This window comes from Anaerorhabdus furcosa, assembly GCF_900167375.1.
In the GTDB taxonomy this organism is placed as follows: Bacteria; Bacillota_I; Bacilli_A; order Erysipelotrichales; family Erysipelotrichaceae; genus Anaerorhabdus; species Anaerorhabdus furcosa.
On record NZ_FUWY01000005.1, the window covers coordinates 135,180 to 152,668 of the forward strand.

At 32.1% G+C, this 17,489-nt stretch carries 17 protein-coding genes; 15 read left to right on the top strand and 2 right to left on the bottom strand.

From position 1 onward, the window contains the following. Positions 1 to 39 precede the first annotated feature (39 nt). Positions 40 to 306 (bottom strand): 30S ribosomal protein S20, encoded by a 267-nt coding sequence (rpsT, locus tag B5D14_RS08890; protein WP_078712277.1) that lies wholly within the window; start codon positions 304 to 306, stop codon positions 40 to 42. 94 nt (positions 307 to 400) lie between these two features. On the opposite strand from rpsT, the gene fmt reads away from it, so the two are divergent. From fmt to hemW, 13 genes are all read left to right on the top strand, one after another. Further along, entirely contained in the window at positions 401 to 1,336 is a 936-nt protein-coding gene (fmt, locus tag B5D14_RS08895; protein ID WP_200804793.1) for a methionyl-tRNA formyltransferase, read from the top strand. A 159-nt stretch (positions 1,337 to 1,495) separates the two neighbouring features. Further along, positions 1,496 to 2,824 carry a dicarboxylate/amino acid:cation symporter gene (locus B5D14_RS08900; RefSeq protein ID WP_078712278.1) on the top strand — a complete coding sequence of 443 codons (1,329 nt, stop codon included), beginning with the start codon at positions 1,496 to 1,498 and terminating at the stop codon, positions 2,822 to 2,824. 95 nt (positions 2,825 to 2,919) lie between these two features. After that, a complete protein-coding gene (lepA, locus tag B5D14_RS08905; protein WP_078712279.1) occupies positions 2,920 to 4,722 on the top strand; it encodes a translation elongation factor 4 in 1,803 nt (600 codons plus the stop codon). An 89-nt stretch (positions 4,723 to 4,811) separates the two neighbouring features. Beyond that, a complete protein-coding gene (locus tag B5D14_RS08910) occupies positions 4,812 to 5,180 on the top strand; it encodes a GntR family transcriptional regulator (RefSeq protein WP_078712280.1) in 369 nt (122 codons plus the stop codon). 1 nt (position 5,181) lies between these two features. Then, positions 5,182 to 6,021 (top strand): ABC transporter ATP-binding protein, encoded by an 840-nt coding sequence (locus B5D14_RS08915; RefSeq protein ID WP_078712281.1) that lies wholly within the window; start codon positions 5,182 to 5,184, stop codon positions 6,019 to 6,021. Beyond that, entirely contained in the window at positions 6,018 to 6,632 is a 615-nt protein-coding gene (locus B5D14_RS08920; protein WP_078712282.1) for an ABC-2 transporter permease, read from the top strand. Before B5D14_RS08915 ends, B5D14_RS08920 begins: the two co-directional genes overlap by 4 nt. Positions 6,633 to 6,736: 104 nt before the next feature. Beyond that, a complete protein-coding gene (gene vanR / locus B5D14_RS08925; RefSeq protein WP_078712283.1) occupies positions 6,737 to 7,432 on the top strand; it encodes a VanR-ABDEGLN family response regulator transcription factor in 696 nt (231 codons plus the stop codon). Next, on the top strand, positions 7,368 to 8,510 hold the full coding sequence (locus tag B5D14_RS08930; protein ID WP_078712284.1) for a sensor histidine kinase: 1,143 nt from the start codon (positions 7,368 to 7,370) through the stop codon (positions 8,508 to 8,510). Before vanR ends, B5D14_RS08930 begins: the two co-directional genes overlap by 65 nt. Positions 8,511 to 8,633: 123 nt before the next feature. Beyond that, complete coding sequence (vanW, locus tag B5D14_RS08935) at positions 8,634 to 9,458, top strand: glycopeptide resistance accessory protein VanW (RefSeq protein ID WP_200804795.1); 825 nt, start codon at positions 8,634 to 8,636, stop codon at positions 9,456 to 9,458. Next, positions 9,455 to 10,504, top strand: a complete 1,050-nt coding sequence (gene vanG, locus B5D14_RS08940; RefSeq protein WP_078712286.1) for a D-alanine--D-serine ligase VanG — start codon at positions 9,455 to 9,457, stop codon at positions 10,502 to 10,504. The genes vanW and vanG overlap by 4 nt, the downstream gene beginning before the upstream one ends. Further along, positions 10,491 to 11,240: a M15 family metallopeptidase gene (locus tag B5D14_RS08945; protein WP_078712287.1), complete on the top strand. Its 750-nt coding sequence runs from the start codon at positions 10,491 to 10,493 to the stop codon at positions 11,238 to 11,240. The genes vanG and B5D14_RS08945 overlap by 14 nt, the downstream gene beginning before the upstream one ends. After that, positions 11,224 to 13,335 carry a serine racemase VanT catalytic subunit gene (gene vanT / locus B5D14_RS08950; RefSeq protein WP_159443770.1) on the top strand — a complete coding sequence of 704 codons (2,112 nt, stop codon included), beginning with the start codon at positions 11,224 to 11,226 and terminating at the stop codon, positions 13,333 to 13,335. The genes B5D14_RS08945 and vanT overlap by 17 nt, the downstream gene beginning before the upstream one ends. 39 nt (positions 13,336 to 13,374) lie before the next feature. After that, positions 13,375 to 14,469 (top strand): radical SAM family heme chaperone HemW, encoded by a 1,095-nt coding sequence (hemW, locus tag B5D14_RS08955; protein ID WP_078712289.1) that lies wholly within the window; start codon positions 13,375 to 13,377, stop codon positions 14,467 to 14,469. A 13-nt stretch (positions 14,470 to 14,482) separates the two neighbouring features. On the opposite strand, the gene B5D14_RS08960 is transcribed toward hemW, so the two are convergent. Beyond that, complete coding sequence (locus B5D14_RS08960; RefSeq protein WP_078712290.1) at positions 14,483 to 15,334, bottom strand: NAD(P)-dependent oxidoreductase; 852 nt, start codon at positions 15,332 to 15,334, stop codon at positions 14,483 to 14,485. A 102-nt stretch (positions 15,335 to 15,436) separates the two neighbouring features. Here B5D14_RS08960 and B5D14_RS08965 point away from each other — a divergent pair, with 102 nt between their 5' ends. Both B5D14_RS08965 and B5D14_RS08970 read left to right on the top strand, forming a co-directional pair. After that, the gene (locus tag B5D14_RS08965; protein ID WP_078712291.1) at positions 15,437 to 15,769 is read left to right on the top strand and encodes an antibiotic biosynthesis monooxygenase family protein; all 333 of its coding nucleotides are present in this window, start codon (positions 15,437 to 15,439) and stop codon (positions 15,767 to 15,769) included. A gap of 164 nt (positions 15,770 to 15,933) precedes the next feature. Continuing rightward, entirely contained in the window at positions 15,934 to 17,472 is a 1,539-nt protein-coding gene (locus B5D14_RS08970) for an ATP-binding cassette domain-containing protein (protein ID WP_078712292.1), read from the top strand. Positions 17,473 to 17,489: the final 17 nt, after the last annotated feature.

Consider the following 17,489-nt stretch of genomic DNA (forward strand, 5'->3'; position numbering starts at 1 on the left):
AAAAGAAGATTTCTCTTCTTTAGCTACAACATTATTGTCTTAAGCTTGAATTGAATTAACTGCTTTAGATAAACGAGCTTTTTGACGAGCAACATAATTACCATGTTTAATATGACTAGTAATTGCTCTATCCAATAAAGAATTAGCTTTGTTTAAAGCAGTTGTTGCAGTTGCTTTATCATTAGCCGCTACAGCTGCAAGAACATCCTTAATTGCAGTTTTAAGTGCAGTTTTTTCCCCAGCCTTTGCAACGTTTCTCTTTAAGTTCGTAATCGCACGTTTCTTTTGAGATTTGATATTTGCCATTTGTACACCTCCTGTTATTTAACCTCTAGAATTATAACAAAACATCGCTTAAAATGCAAACAAACATGTTATAATCATGCAAGAGGTGAAGTTTATGGAAAAACCAAGGGTAATATTTATGGGGACACCACAATTTTCATGTGGGATTTTAGATACTTTGATGGAAATGGGTGAGAATGTAGTCGCTGTAGTTTCTCAACCCGATAGAAAAGTAGGTAGAAAACAAGAAATACAAGAAACACCAGTTAAAAAGGCTGCTTTGGCTTATGAATTACCAGTTATTCAACCTGAGAAGATAAAAGAAGCTGTAGAAGACGTATTAGCGTATAAGCCAGATATTATTGTTACATGTGCTTATGGACAAATCATACCAGAATCTATTTTAAATGCACCTCGCTATCATTGTATTAATGTGCATGCCTCTTTGTTACCAAAGTATCGAGGAGGTGCACCCATTCATTGGGCACTGATCCATGGTGAAAAAGAAACAGGGATTACGATTATGTACATGGCCAAGAAAATGGATGCTGGCGATATATTAACGCAACAAAGTATAGCGATTGAAAATAATGATACAACTGAGACAATGTTTAATAAACTTGAGAAAGTAGGCAAAGACTTGTTGAAAAAAACACTACCACTTTTATATGAAGGAAAATGCACAGCGATTCCTCAAATTGAAGAGGAAGTAACTTTTGCTTGGAATATTACAAAAGAAGAAGAATTTGTTTCATTCAAACGTGACATTTGGACTGTATACAATCATATTCGTGGATTAATTAGTTGGCCAGTTGGGCATGGTATTATTGAAGGTAAGAAAATTAAGTTGCATAAAGTTCACTATGAAATTAAAGAACATCATGATGAATCGGGTAAATGTATCGGATTAATTGATGATTCATTTGTTGTTGCGTGCAATGGAGGTTATATCTATATAGATGAGCTTCAACTTGAAGGAAAAGCCAAAACAAAAGCAAAAGATTTCTATCATGGAAATGGCAAAAATTTAGTTGGAAAATTCTTTGACTAACATTGACTTCAACTTAGAAATAGAGTATTATCTTCAAGGATACCTTTAAGATAGTACGAGATACTATGAAGGAAGCAAAGTAATGTTGAATTACGAGTCTTTTTACTTAAGGGTAAAAAGGCTCTTTTTTTCTATAGGTATCCATTATAGGAGGGTACAATGAAGAAAAATCAATTAGCAAGAAACATGTTTATCGGTATGATTTGCGGATTAGTCGTAGGAGGGAGTTTCTTATTTTTAAGAGAAAATCTACTCGCTAATGGAAATGCAAGTTTATGGGCAACAATCAATAATTTATTATTTCAAGATATAAGTCAAGAAGGGGCAACACAAGCAGTTGGTCTATTGTATATTGTTGGACAATTGTTTGTGAATGCATTACAAATTATTATCGTTCCAATGGTATTTACATCAATCGTTATTGCGATGTGTCGTATTACAGATACAAAGAAATTAGGAAGAATATCCTATAAAACAATTGGAATCTTTGCATTAACAGGTGTTATTGGAATTATCTTTGCAGGAATTATTGGAATGACAGTTTATGAGATGGGGCTATTCAATGTTTCAATTGATGGTGTTGCTGCTCAAGCAGGAACGACTGGAAGCAACCCATTAAATATCTTCTTAGGTATTATCCCTAATAATTTAATGACTGCCTTCTCTTCAAATGGAAAAGTATTATCAGTTGTATTTATTGCAGTAGTTATTGGTTTCTGCATTAATGTATTGGATGGTAAAGTAACAATCTTAAAGAAAATATGTGAAGAAGTAAATGAAATCATAACAACATTCTTAACATTTGTTGTTACAAAATTTGGTCCAATTGCTATCTTTGCATTACTTACAAGAACATTTGCAATCTATGGAATTGAACATTTAAGACCAGCATTAACCTATGTTGTCACAACTGTATTTTGTTTATTAGCATATTTGATCTTTGGGTATGCTATCTATATTGCAACAATGGCAAAGTTAAATCCAATTCCTTATTTAAAAAAGATTACAAAAGTATCGGTGTTTGGATTTTCAACTTCATCGAGTGCTGCAACACTACCGATGAATATTCAAACAACAGTTGAAGAATTAGGTGTACAAGATGAAGTTGCTTCATTTGTATTACCACTAGGTATGACAGTGAATATGAATGGTACTGCAATTATGCAAGTTATCGCAACTATCTTTATCGCTGCCTGTGCAGGATATGAGATTAACTTCATCAGTATCATGGTAATTGGTCTATTAGCACTTATTGCATCAGTAGGAACACCTGCAGCACCAGGTGCTGGGGCTGTCATCTTGTTTACAGTATTAAGTGGTATGGGCTTTACAAATGATGCTGCTATCCTCGCATATTCATTAATTCTTGCGATTAATCGTCCAATTGAAATGCTTGTGACATCACTTAATGTAGTAGGAGATAGTACAACAGCGATCATCGTATCAAAAAGTGAAAATATGTTTGATGAAAGTATCTACAATGCATAGATGTTGATTAAAACAGTTGAAAATTCAACTGTTTTTCTTTCTTGTTGACTCTAGTTTTGTTATAATAGTCTAGCACATGAATAGGAGGTGTTTTCATGGATCAATCTAAAATCCGTAATTTTTCAATCATTGCCCATATTGACCATGGAAAGTCAACACTTGCTGACCGTATATTAGAGTTAACACAAACTGTTCAGTTACGTGATATGACAAACCAAATTCTTGATTCTCTTGATTTAGAAAGAGAAAGAGGAATTACAATAAAATTAAATGCAGTTCAACTTAAATACAAAGCAAAAGATGGGGAAGAATATTTATTTCATCTTATTGATACTCCAGGGCATGTTGACTTTACTTATGAAGTATCACGTTCTTTGGCAGCATGTGAGGGAGCTGTCTTAGTTGTAGATGCTGCTCAAGGAATTGAAGCACAAACACTTGCGAATGTATATTTAGCTTTAGATAACAATTTAGAAATTATTCCTGTTATTAATAAAATTGATTTACCAAGTGCTGATCCAGAGAGAGTAAAACACGAGGTAGAAAATGTAATTGGTCTTGATTGTACAGATGCACCATTAATTTCTGCTAAAAGTGGACTTAATGTAGATCAAGTACTTGAAAGTATTGTGAAGCATGTACCAGCGCCTAAAGGAAATCCTGAGGCACCATTAAAAGCATTAATTTTTGATTCGATTTATGATTCTTATCGTGGAGTCATTGTATTTGTTCGTGTTCAAGAGGGTATGCTAAAGGTTGGCGATAAGATTCGTTTTATGGCTGCAGGTGCTGAATATGAAATTTTAGAATGTGGTGTAAGAAATCCAAAAGAAGTTAAACTTCAAGAATTATCTTGTGGAGTCGTTGGATGGTTTGCAGCTTCTATTAAATCAGTTCAAGATGTTCATGTTGGAGATACTGTTACCTCATGTAGTCACCCAGCAAGCGAACCATTACCAGGATATCGAAAAATGAATCCAATGGTCTATTGTGGATTGTATCCAACCGATGCTGCTAAATACAATGATTTAAGAGATGCGCTTGAAAAACTTAAACTAAATGATGCATCACTTCAATATGAAGCAGAAACATCACAAGCTCTAGGATTTGGTTTCCGTTGTGGTTTCTTAGGGTTACTACATATGGATGTTGTTCAAGAAAGACTTGAAAGAGAATACAATTTAACACTTATCGCAACAGCTCCAAGTGTTATTTATCATGTTTATCTAACAGATGGATCAATGCTAACAATTGATAATCCAGCCCATATGCCGGAGGTACAACGAATTGAACGTATCGAAGAGCCGTATGTTAAAGCTGAGATTATGGTACCAAATGATTATGTAGGCCCAGTAATGGAACTTTGTCAAAATAAACGTGGTGTCTATAAAGAAATGCACTATATTGATGATGGTAGAAATCAATTGGAATATGAAATTCCACTTGGTGAAATTGTTTTTGATTTCTTTGATCGATTGAAATCAGTAACGAAAGGATATGCATCATTTGATTATGAGTTAATTGGATATCAACCAGGCAAACTTCAAAAAATGGATATACTACTTAATGGAGAAATTATTGATGCATTGAGTATAATCGTTCACAAAGATTTTGCTTACAATCGTGGTAATGCGATTACAGTTAAACTTAAAGATTTAATTCCGAAGCAACAGTTTGAAATTCCAATTCAAGCTGCAGTAAATGGTAAAGTAATTGCACGTACCAACATCAAATCACTTCGTAAAAATGTATTAGCGAAATGTTATGGTGGAGATATTACACGTAAGAAAAAATTATTAGAAAAGCAAAAAGAAGGTAAGAAGCGAATGAAGGCAGTGGGGTCAGTTGAAATTCCACAAGAAGCATTCATGGCTGTACTTTCAATGGATGAAGATTAAGATTAGTGAAAAATCACTAATCTTTTATTATGTGTTGACAAAAATAACAATAGTGTATATATTGTATATATACACTATGGAGGTGAATGATGCAGATACATTTATACAAAGAAGATAAAGATCCATTTTATCTACAAATTGTGAAGCAAATCAAATTGCAGATATTGGATCATACACTCTCTGCAGGAGATGGCTTACCATCAATGCGCATGCTGGCAAGTGATCTAAGAATTAGTGTAATAACGACAAAGAGGGCATATGAAGAATTAGAAAAAGAAGGATTTATTGTTACAGTTCTGGGCAAAGGAACATTTGTAACAGATAAAACAGTGAATGCAATTAGTGATGAACATCTACGAGAATTCAACAAAGCAGTAGATGAAGTATTAAATCATGGTAAAGCACTACAATATTCATTTGATGAAATTGTAGAAAAATTAAAGGAGAGAGGGAAATAACATGTTAGTGTGTGAAAATGTTAGAAAAGAATTTACAGGGTTTACACTAGACAATATAAGTATCAATATACCAGAAGGTTCCATTATGGGATTGATTGGTGAAAATGGTGCAGGTAAATCAACGCTCATATCTTGTATTCTTGGAAGTATGATAAAGACTTCAGGAACAGTGAAAATATTTAATAAAAATAGTGAAACATTAACGCGATTAGAAAAAGAAGATATAGGAGTTGTGCTAAGTGATTTTGCATTCAATGGTTTATTGAATTGTAAAGACATTAATACAATTATGAAAGCAATGTATACAAAATGGGATGAAACTTATTACATGAACTTTTGTAATGAACATAACTTAACGATGAATAAAAAAATCAAGGATTTTTCAAAGGGTATGCAAATGAAGCTAAGTATTATAGTTGCTTTAGCTCATCACCCTAAATTACTTATTCTTGATGAAGCAACGTCTGGACTCGATCCTGTTGCAAGAGATGAATTATTAGATATCTTCTTTGATTTTGTCAAAGAGGGAGATCACTCGATTTTAATCAGTTCTCACATTTTAAGTGATTTAGAAAAGATTTGTGATACGATTACTTTTATTTCAAAAGGAAAAGTAAAATTTAGCGAAACAAAAGATGATTTAGAATACAAATATTGCATTATTAAATGTGATGAAACAGTGTTCAGTACGATAGATAAAAAAGATATGATAGGGGTTAGAAAAAATCCTTATGGTATTGAAGTATGTATGCTTCGCAAGGCATGTCCTGAAGGAATGAAGAGTGACAATGCAAGCATGGAAGATATTATGGTGTTTGCTAGTAAGGGGGTAAATTTATGAAAGCAGCAATAATTAAAGATTTCTTATCATGTAGGCTTTATTTAAGAACATATGCAATCTTTGCACTTGTATTCATGGGTTTAGGATTTATATCTGCCAATCCATTTTATGCATCAGGAATTTTCATGATATTACCTGTTATGTGTTTGGTATCAACATTTGCATTGGATGAAACTTCAAAATGGGAACGATTAGCACTTTGCTCATCACTAAATCGTAAAGATTTAGTGAGTTCAAAATACATTTTTGGTTCTATCTTAATTTTTATTGGGATTTTACTTAATTTTATTTCTATTCTTTTAGTAAATAAAGATTTCATTGATGCATTAATCACAAGTTCAACTTTTGGTTTTATCTCTATATTTTATCTCTGTTTTATGGCACCACTCATGTTTAAATTTGGTGCAGAGAAATCAAGAATTTATATGATGTTGATTCTTGTAATACCGGCAGGATTAATCCTTGGTATTTCATCATTAGGTTTTATTGATTTTAACGCTATTGTTACTCATGTTGGTTTATTAACTGCAATAGTGGTTGTCTTATTTATTGTATTATTAATTGGATCCTATTTTCTTTCTATTAAAATAGTAAGTAAAAAAGATTACTAGAAGTTGTTAAATTTAACAACTTCTTTTATTATCTTAAGTAATTTGTAAGAATTTAAGTAAGAATTTATTGTGTATATAGTTTAAAATAGAATGGAGGGATGAATATGGAAAAAGAAATAATTGTAGTTGTTGATGATGAAAAAGAAATTGCTGATTTAATTGAGGTTTACTTAAGTAATGAAAATTATGAAATCCATAAGTTTTATAATGGAAGTACAGCTCTTGAGTTTATTCAAGATAATCAAGTTGATTTAGCGCTACTTGATATTATGCTACCAGATATGGATGGCTTTTCATTATGTAAGAAAATACGTGAAAATTATTTGTTTCCCATTATGATGGTCACAGCTAAAATAGAAGATCTAGATAAAATTACAGGTCTTACACTCGGGGCTGATGATTATATCACTAAACCTTTTAATCCATTGGAGCTTGTTGCTAGGGTAAAAACACAATTACGTAGATACAATCGTTATAATCAAAATGATAAAGAAAAAGACAATAATGAAATTAGTATTAGAGCATTACAAATCTGTAAATCTAATAGGAAGTGTTATTTGAATAATAAAGAATTATCATTAACACCAATTGAATTCGATATTCTTTGGTATCTTTCTGAAAGACAGGGCAAAGTAATTCCAACAGAAGAACTCTTTGAACAGGTATGGAAAGAAAAGTATTTCGATAGCAATAATACAGTTATGGCACATATTGCTAGACTTCGAGATAAAATGGATGAAACTACAAGAAAACCAAAATACGTTAAAACGGTATGGGGAGTGGGGTATACAATTGAATAAGAAAAATAGTCAACTTGCGAATCAAATAATACTTCATTATATCGTAACTCTTCTTGCTTTTATTTTAGGGATACCCTTGCTTATATTTATTGCGATTGTCATTGCATCAAGCAAAGTGTGGTATGCAAATGATCCACTTTACCAATTGTTAAGAGGTTTACTTGATTATTTTGTTATTATCATTATTTTTGTTTATGCAATGGGAATCATTGGGATTACGGTTTATTATATGAAAAAACCAATTGATTATATGGGAGAAGTAGTTGATGCTGCAAGTACTTTAGTGAATCCTACGGATGAAATTTTAAAACTATCTAAACCTTTAAAAAGTATTGAAGATGAATTGAATTTAGCCCGCGTTCAGGGTTTGCGTAATTCAATGGTTGCAAAAGAATCAGAGCAGCGTAAAAATGACCTTGTTATTTATTTAGCTCATGATTTAAAAACACCACTTACCAGTATCTTAGGGTATTTGTCTTTATTAAAGGATGAACCTGATTTATCAGCTGATACACGTGCACGGTATACAAATATAGCACTTGATAAAGCAGAACGATTAGAATATCTAGTTAATGAATTCTTTGATATTACTCGATTTAATCTAACAACTCAAATTTTGCAAAGTGAGAAGACAAATCTAAGTGTTATGATTGAACAAATTAGTTATGAGTTTTTACCAGTGTTAAAGGAGAAGAATTTGGAATTTGATTTACATATTGAACCTTTTGTTGAATACATTTGTGATGCAAACAAATTAGAAAGAGTTTTCGATAATTTGATTCGTAATGCAATTAATTATAGTTATCAAGATTCTAGTATACAGTTATATTTAAAAGAATATGAAACTAATATTGAAATAAAAGTTATAAATAAAGGAAAAACAATACCCAAAGAAATTCAATCACGTGTGTTTGAACAATTCTTTCGATTGGATTCATCGCGACAATCAACATCAGGGGGTACGGGACTTGGACTTGCAATTGCTAAAGAGATCGTAGAATTGCATCAAGGAACAATTGAACTTGAGAGTGAAAATGAAATGATTGAGTTCAAAGTTTCATTACCTAAGCAGGCGTAAGGTTTTCGTAAGAATCTTGATAGATTTTCGTCAATAAGAGTCATAGATAATTTAAGTAGTTTAACCTCAATTTTTATACCATATAGGTAGAAAGTTGAGGTTTTTTTCCTCTTGAGGTGAATGATGAGAAAACGACTAACACAAATATTTCCATTTTTATTACCTATCCGTAAGAAACAAAAACTCTTTTGCTTCTATACGAAAATGATATTTGACTCTAAAACATATTCAAAAGAGTTTAGTGCAAATTATTTAAAGAATAAATACTATTCAACAAGTTCAACATTAATTAATGAGAATACTGGATTTGATATCATCTATCAAGAAAATAAAGTATTTAATTTATTACTTGCTAGTGAATCAATCAATACCATTTTGATACATCCAAATGAAACATTTTCTTTGTGGAACCTTATTCGCTTTGCAGATAAAGTAACACCTTATAAAGAAGGTTTAACTGTAGTCAATGGAGAAACAATACCAGCCTATGGTGGTGGTTTATGCCAATTAAGTAATTTATTGTTTTATTTATTTCTACATTCACCATTAACAATTACTGAAAGACATGGACATCGCATTAAAGAGTTTCCAGAGATTTCAAATGATGCATTAAAAGGTGTAGATGCAACAATTGCAGAGGGATGGTTGGATTTGAAAGTGTGTAATGATACAAATCGTACATTTCAAGTTGGGCTATCAATGGAAGAGGGTCAAATCATCGCTGCATTGTATTGTGATAAAGAAATAGAATTTGATTATGAAATTCAAAATGAGAATTTGAGGTATTACTACGCAAACAATCAATGTATAGAGGAAGTTGATGTTGTAAGAATAACCAGAGATCATAAATTGAAGTGTGTTTTGAGTAAAGAAAAACTCTACACAAACAAATGCATTATTGGATATGAATTACCAAGTAATTTGGAAATAGAGGGGCAAAAAATATGAAGAATATAGGTGTGATATTTGGTGGTAATTCACCAGAATACAAAGTATCTTTAGAATCAGTATCATCTATTTTAAAAGAAATAGATAGAAACAAGTACAATCCCATAATGATTGGTATTACACAAGAGGGTACATGGTATTTGTATACAGGGAGTATTTCTAATATTGAAAAAGATACATGGCACTTTACAAATGATTGTAGTAAAGCCATGCTGTCTCCTAATGCTAATGAGTTTAAATTAATTGTGTTTGGTCAAAATAGAATGGAAACGATTCATTTAGATGGGATATTTCCAGTGATGCATGGTGCTTATGGAGAAGATGGGACAATACAAGGGTACATTCAACTTTCCAATATTCCTCTAATTGGTTGTGGTGTTTTAGCCTCTTCTTTGTGTATGGACAAATATCGTTCGCACTTGTTAGTGGAAGAAGCTGGAATTAAATGTGCTAAAGGGTGCGTATTTACACAACGTGATAAACAAAAGATAAAGGAATTCTGTAATACAATTGGTTATCCATGCTTTATAAAACCACTACGTGCAGGTTCATCCTTTGGTATTACAAAAGTTGAAAGTCCACTTAATTTAGATGAAGCGATAAATCTAGCTTTTGAATATGATCATGAACTACTCATAGAGGAATTTATTGATGGATTCGAAGTAGGTTGTGCAATTATGGGTACACAACATCTTGTAGTTGGTGAGGTAGATGAAATAGAACTATCGGATGGCTTCTTCAATTATGAAGAAAAATACACATTGAAATCTTCTAAGATTCATGTGCCTGCAAGAATAAATGAAAAGAAGGCAGAAGAAGTAAAAGAATTATCAAAAAAAATATATAAAATCTTAGGATGTAGTGGATTTGCAAGAGTAGATTGTTTTATTAATACAAAGGGTGAAGTCATATTCAATGAAGTGAATACTATACCAGGGTTTACAAGTCATAGTCGATTTCCAACGATGTTAAAACATGTTGGGTATAGTTTCAAAGAAATTATTACAACCATTATTGAAGGAGCACTAACAAATGAAAACAATTAAGTTTACAAAGGATATGATCCATGATGGTTATTTGATTTTGGTTAATCCAAATCATTATTTTCATGAGAATTCTAGTTTACTTGATTTAGTACAAGTAAATGACAATTCGATGATTTATTTAAATAGCCAAACAAATGAAGCGTTGAATCAATTAATGAAAGAAATCGATGGTTGGAGCAAAATTCAAACAGTGAGTGGATATCGTTCCAAAAGTGATCAGACACAGCTTTATAATCAATCTTTGATAGAGAATGGTCAAACGTTTACTGAAAGCTTTGTGGCATTACCTGGATGCAGTGAACACCAAACAGGACTCGCAATTGATTTAGCATTGAAATCAAATGATGTTGATTTCATTTGCCCGGATTTTCCTTATGAGGGAATCTGTCAAGCATTTAGAGAAATGGCACCTCACTATGGATTTATTGAAAGATATGGGAAGAACAAGGAGAAGATTACATCAATATCGCATGAACCATGGCATTTCCGTTACGTGGGATTACCACATTCACTTTTAATTTGTGAAAAGAATTTTTGTTTAGAAGAATACTGTGAATGGATAAAACAATTTAAGCAAAATGAGAATCCGCTTCACGTAATCTATAATGACAAAGAATATGAAGTTGGGACAATTAATTCTACATCAAACACAATTGAATTAGAGGTTGAAGAACATATGAAATGGTCATTATCTGGAGATAATGTTGAAGGTTTTATTTATGCAAAATGGAAATAATCAATATGGAGCATTGGATGTATTTAAATTCATTGCCGCTATTCTTGTTATTACGGTTCACATTGGACCTTTATTACAATTAAGCTCTCAACTTGATTTTGTATTGACAGGTATTATCGCAAGAATTGCAGTCCCATTTTTCTTTATGACCACTGGTTTCTTTGCTCTAGCACCTGTAATTAAGGGAGAAAAGAAATTAAGTTCATTATTGAAGAAATATGCATTTTATTATTTAATCGCGATCTTGATTTATTTACCTATCAATATTTATGCACATCAATTACCTGGTATTAATTTTCTAGAGTGGATACGCTTTATCTTCATGGATGGTACATTTTATCATCTCTGGTATTTTCCAGCGCTAATCATTGGCTTGGTTATTACTTATTGGATAAGTACTAAAACATCAATAAAAATGAGTTTAGCCATCAGTGTTCTTTTATTTGTAATTGGACTATTTGGAGATAGTTATTATGGTTACATTGCGAATCAAAATTTTATCTCATCGATTTATGATATTGGATTCAACTTATTTACCTATACTCGAAACGGTTTGTTTTTTGCACCACTATTTTTAATGCTAGGTGCTTATTCGAAACTGAGAAATAGAGAATCAGCACAACAACACAATTTGCTATTTTTCATAGTTTTTCTTTGTTGCATGATTATCGAAGGAATATACTTGGAGAGCCAACAACTTACGCGTCACAACAGTATGTATATTTTATTACTTCCAACCATGTTTTTCTTATTTGAGTATTTGAAGAATATTAACATGAATCAACATCAATTTTTGCGAGGAATGTCAACTTGGATTTATATTTTACATCCGATGGTTTTGATTGGGGTTCGAGGATTTGCGAAAGTTACTAGACTTACTGATCATATAGTAGAAAATAACTTAAATTTATTTCTAGTCTGCACGGGTGTAACACTTATTATTTCTTCATGTATTACATACTTCACGAATTACAAATCAAAAAACAATAATCAATCGAGATCATGGATAGAAATCAGTAAAGAATCATTAGAACACAATGTAAAAGAATTGATTTTATCCCTACCTAAAGGTTGCGAACTTATGCCAGTATTAAAAGCAGATGCTTATGGACATGATGCGGTGATGATTGCGAAGTGTTTACAAAAAATGAATATAAGAACATTCTGTGTCGCTACAATAGATGAAGGTATTGAACTTCGAAAAGCATTTATACAAGGAGATATCTTAATACTGGGATACACTGCAATTGATAGAGTGGATGAATTAAAAAAGTATAGATTAACCCAAACGATTGTAGATTACATGTATGCAAAGCAATTAAATGCATTAAGGAAAAAGATAAAGATTCATCTTGCAATTGATACAGGGATGCATCGATTAGGAATTCCTTCAGATAAGATGGTAGAAATCATAGATGTGATAAATATGAAGAGTATTCAACTTCAAGGAATCTTTACTCATTTGTGCTGTGCAGATGAAAAAAGTGAAGAGGGAAAGGTATATACTGAACTTCAAATTAATCGTTTTAATCATTGTATGGAATTAATTAAGAATGAAGGAATTGAGTTACCTAAATTACATGTTCAATCAAGTTATGGTTTATTAAATTATGAACTGAGTCAAATGAGTTATGCTCGCATAGGTATTGCACTCTATGGTGCAGTAGATAAGACAAAAAAAGAGATTGATTTAGAACCTGTATTATCTTTAAAATCAAGAGTTGTAGCAATTAAAAGATTAAAAAAGGGTGAAGGAGCTGGGTATGGACAACTCTTTAAAGCAAATCAAGATATGGATATCGCTATTGTTTCTATAGGTTATGCAGATGGGTTATCAAGGCAGTTATCATGTGGAAGAGGTAAAGTAATCTTACATGATAAAATGGTTTCAATCATTGGTAGAATTTGTATGGATCAATGTATGATTGATGTTTCGATGATACCGAATGTACAAGTAATGGATGAAGTGATTTTAATAGGAAAATCTGAAAATCATGAAATTACAGTCATGGATATTGCAAGAGAGACAGATACAATACCCAATGAAACTTTAGTGCAGTTAAAAGGGAGACTTCCACGAATATTAATCGATTGACAGGTTGTTCTATGGTAAAATAATGTCGAGGTGTTATTGATGAAGGCATTATATGTTCATGTACCATTTTGTGACTCTATTTGTGCATACTGCGATTTTTGTAGAGTAAAGAGTAATCAAACCATCATAGATAAGTGGTTAGATGCTTTTGCTATTGAAGTTGAGGATCGTTTAATAAAAGATAAATATGATACTGTCTATATTGGTGGTGGGACACCTACTTGTTTAAATGAAAAACAATTGGAAAAAATGTTATCACTTATCTATCCTTACACACGTAATGTCATTGAATATACAATTGAAATAAATCCTGAATCTTTAAACGAAAAGAAATGCAGTATATTAAAAAAATATGGTATTAATCGTGCAAGTATTGGTGTTCAAACGATAAGTGATAATTTATTGAAACTTATTGGTCGTAAGCATACAAAAGAAGATGTCATCCAATGTATCAAATGGTTAAAGAAAAAAGATATTACAAATATCTCGTGTGATTGTATGTATTCCTTACCAACACAAACGATTCAAGATGTTGAGGATACGTTATCTTTCATTTGTAGCTTGGATATACCTCATATTTCAATTTATAGTTTGACGATTGAAGAAAACAGTCAGTTTAATCGAGATGGTTATCAAGCTTTAGATGATGAGATAGAAGCGGATATGTATGAATTCATCATTCAATATTTAGAGAATCATTGGTTTATGCAATATGAAATAAGTAATTTCTCAAAGCCAGGATATCAATCTTTACACAATTTACATTATTGGCAATATGATGATTTTGTGGGGTTATCCTTAGGTGCAAGTGGGAAAGAAGAGAATTGTCGTTATGATTGTACAACCAATTTTGTGGAATACTTTCGACATAATTACTTTAAAGAAATTATTCCTTTATCCAAAGGAGAACAAATGTTCGAATTTATCATGATGGGGTTAAGACTAAAAGATGGATTCAGTATGCAAGAATTTCAAAAGAAATTTGCCTACGATTTTAGTGAGGTATATAAAAATGAATTACAATTAGCTCAAGAGAAGGGCTATCTTGTAATTCATCAAGATCGAGTAAAATGCAGTGATATGGGTTATAGAATTTGTAATACAGTCATTGAAATGTTTATGAAAGACGGTTGATTAAATCAACCGTCTATTTTTCATATTGTTTGATGATAGCTTGAGTTCCAAGATTCTCATCACCTTGAATCATCATATCTTGGTAAAGATCGCGTACAATTTTTAGGATGGGTAAATCAAGTTTTTCCTCATCAGCACATTGTATTGCGATGTTCATATCTTTTACAAAGTGTTTGATAAAGAAACCAGGATCATAGTCTTTAGAGATCATCTTAGGACCATTGTTACTCATTTGCCAACTACCGGCAGCACCAGCACTAATTGCATTAAGCATGATTTGAGAATCAAGTCCCATTTTATTGGCATAAGCAATAGCCTCCGCTACACCACTTACAGTTCCTGCAATCGCAATTTGATTTGCCATTTTTGTATGTTGACCACAACCTGCATGACCACAATAAACAATATTTTTTCCCATACATTCGAAGATGGGAAGACAAGCAGTAAATGCATCTTGTTCTCCACCAACCATGATGGATAAAGTTCCATTTTTTGCTCCAATATCTCCACCAGAAACAGGAGCATCAAGAACAGCTATTCCCTTAGCAAGACCTTCAGTTGTTAATTTCTCTGCAAGTTTTGGACTTGATGTTGTCATATCAATTAAAATAGCTCCAGTTTTTGCAAATTTAAATACTTGATTTGAAACTTCTTCTACATCACTAGGTAAACCAACAATCATGATAATCACATCACGCTCAGCAACGCATGCCTCAATCGTTTCGCAAAAAATTGCGCCATCTGTTTCAAGTGCTTTTGCTTTTGATACTGTGCGATTATATACGGTTACTTCATGATTGTTTTTTAGTAAGTTGCGTACCATGGATGCGCCCATCAAACCTGTTCCAATAAAACCAATTTTCATATTTTGTCACCTCATCACTATTATACTGCATTTTAGGAGTAAATGAAGAGCTTGTTCTATAAGGTGACTATGGTATACTGTTTCATAAAAGGAGTACTAGGTATGAGTGTTACAGTGAATATATATTATACAGGAATCAATGGTAATGCGAGAAAATTCGTTGAGGAAATGGAGAGTAGTGGAACTGCGTTAGCTATACGAAATGAAGAGGGTAACTTGAAGTATGAGTATTATTTTCCTTTTCATGATGAAGAAACGATATTGTTGATCGATAGTTGGCGTGATCAAGCTGCAATTGATGCACATCACAATACACCAATGATGGATACAATAACAGCTCTTAGAAGTAAATATGAATTACATATGAAAGTTGAGCGTTATCTAGAAGATGTGAATGGTGTAACTGAAAATGATAAGCAATTTATCATTGAATAGTGATGTTAAAAACTACGAATTACGATAATTCAATTTTTAATGCTTGAACTTTCCGTGTTTAATAGATATAATCAACACAGCGAGGTGAGAGCATGAGCAATATACAAAAATAAGGAAAATTAAATAGTGCTTATTTTTGTAAACCTTCATTAGGAGGTGATTTCATGCTTGAACTAAAGAATTTAACTATCACAACACATAAAGATCGATGCTTACTAAAGAATTTTAGTTTTGTGTTAAATAAAAATGATAAAATTGCGATTATTGGAGAAGAAGGTAATGGTAAAAGTACGCTTCTTCAAGCAATCGTTAGTCTGAACTTAGTAAAAGATTATGTAAATGTCGAAGGTCATATAAACAAAAATAATGCACAATGTGGTTACTTAGCACAATCACTTAGTCCTATATGGAATGAGTGTGATTTTTTTGAATTTCTTGTAAAAGAAAATCCAATTGATGAACTTGAATTAGAACAATACAATGATTACCCAGAGTTAACACGATGTTTAGCCGAGGTTGATTTAAATGTTACATTTCTACAAGATAGTAAATTAGTGAAAACATGCAGTGGTGGTGAAAAGGTAAAACTTCAACTTGCAAAGTTGTTGTATAAGAAACCCGATTTCCTTTTGTTGGATGAACCAACAAATGATCTCGATTTGAAAACACTGATTTGGTTAGAAGAGTTCATCAAGAATCAACCCATGCCAATTTTATTTATTTCACATGATGAAACATTATTGGAGAATTGCGCTAATGGAATCATTCATTTGGAGCAATTGAAACGCAAAACAGAAAGTTCGTGGACAGTGGAACACATTGGCTATAGAGCGTATTGTGAAAAGAGAAGTTATCATGTGGAACGCACAAATCGAATCGCATCAAAAGAAAAAGCAGAATACAATCAACAGTTAGAACGCTATCGTAAACTATATCAACGAGTTGATCATGAATTAAATTCAGTTTCTAGGCAAAATCCACATGGTGGACAATTACTTAAAAAGAAAATGAAAAGTGTTAAAGCACTGGGTAGTCGTCTAGAAAATAAGGAATTAACAAGTAAGGTAGAACCAGAAGAGGCGATTGATTTATTCTTTGAACCTATTTCACTCAATGCGAATAAAGTTATTCTAGATATACACCTAGATACTTTAGAAATGAAAAATAAGGTGTTGTGCAAAGATCTTGATTTGTATGTTAAGGGAAATGAACATATCGTCATCATTGGTCAAAATGGTACTGGGAAAACAACATTAATTAAGAAGATACTTGAAATACTAAAAATGCGTACGGATGTTAAAGTCGGTTATTGCCCACAGTATTATGGAGAACTTCTTCCAATGGATAAAACGCCAATTGAATTTTTACTTACAGATCTAGAGTACACAATGAAGTCAAAGATTCAAACTTATTTGGGTTCGTTAAAATTTACACCCGATGAAATGGAACATCCTTTACACAATTTGAGTTATGGCCAACGGTGTAAGGTATTGTTAGTGTATTTAGTGATACATCAATTTGATGTGCTTATTCTCGATGAGCCTACACGAAATATGAGTGCTTTATCTACACCCGTCATACGTAAAATATTTAGTGAATTTAAGGGGTGTATCATTAGTGTGTCCCATGATCGTAAATTCATTGATGAAGTGTGTGATACAGTGTATGAAATTAAAGATTATCATCTAACAAAATTAGATTAGGAAGATAAATATAAAAG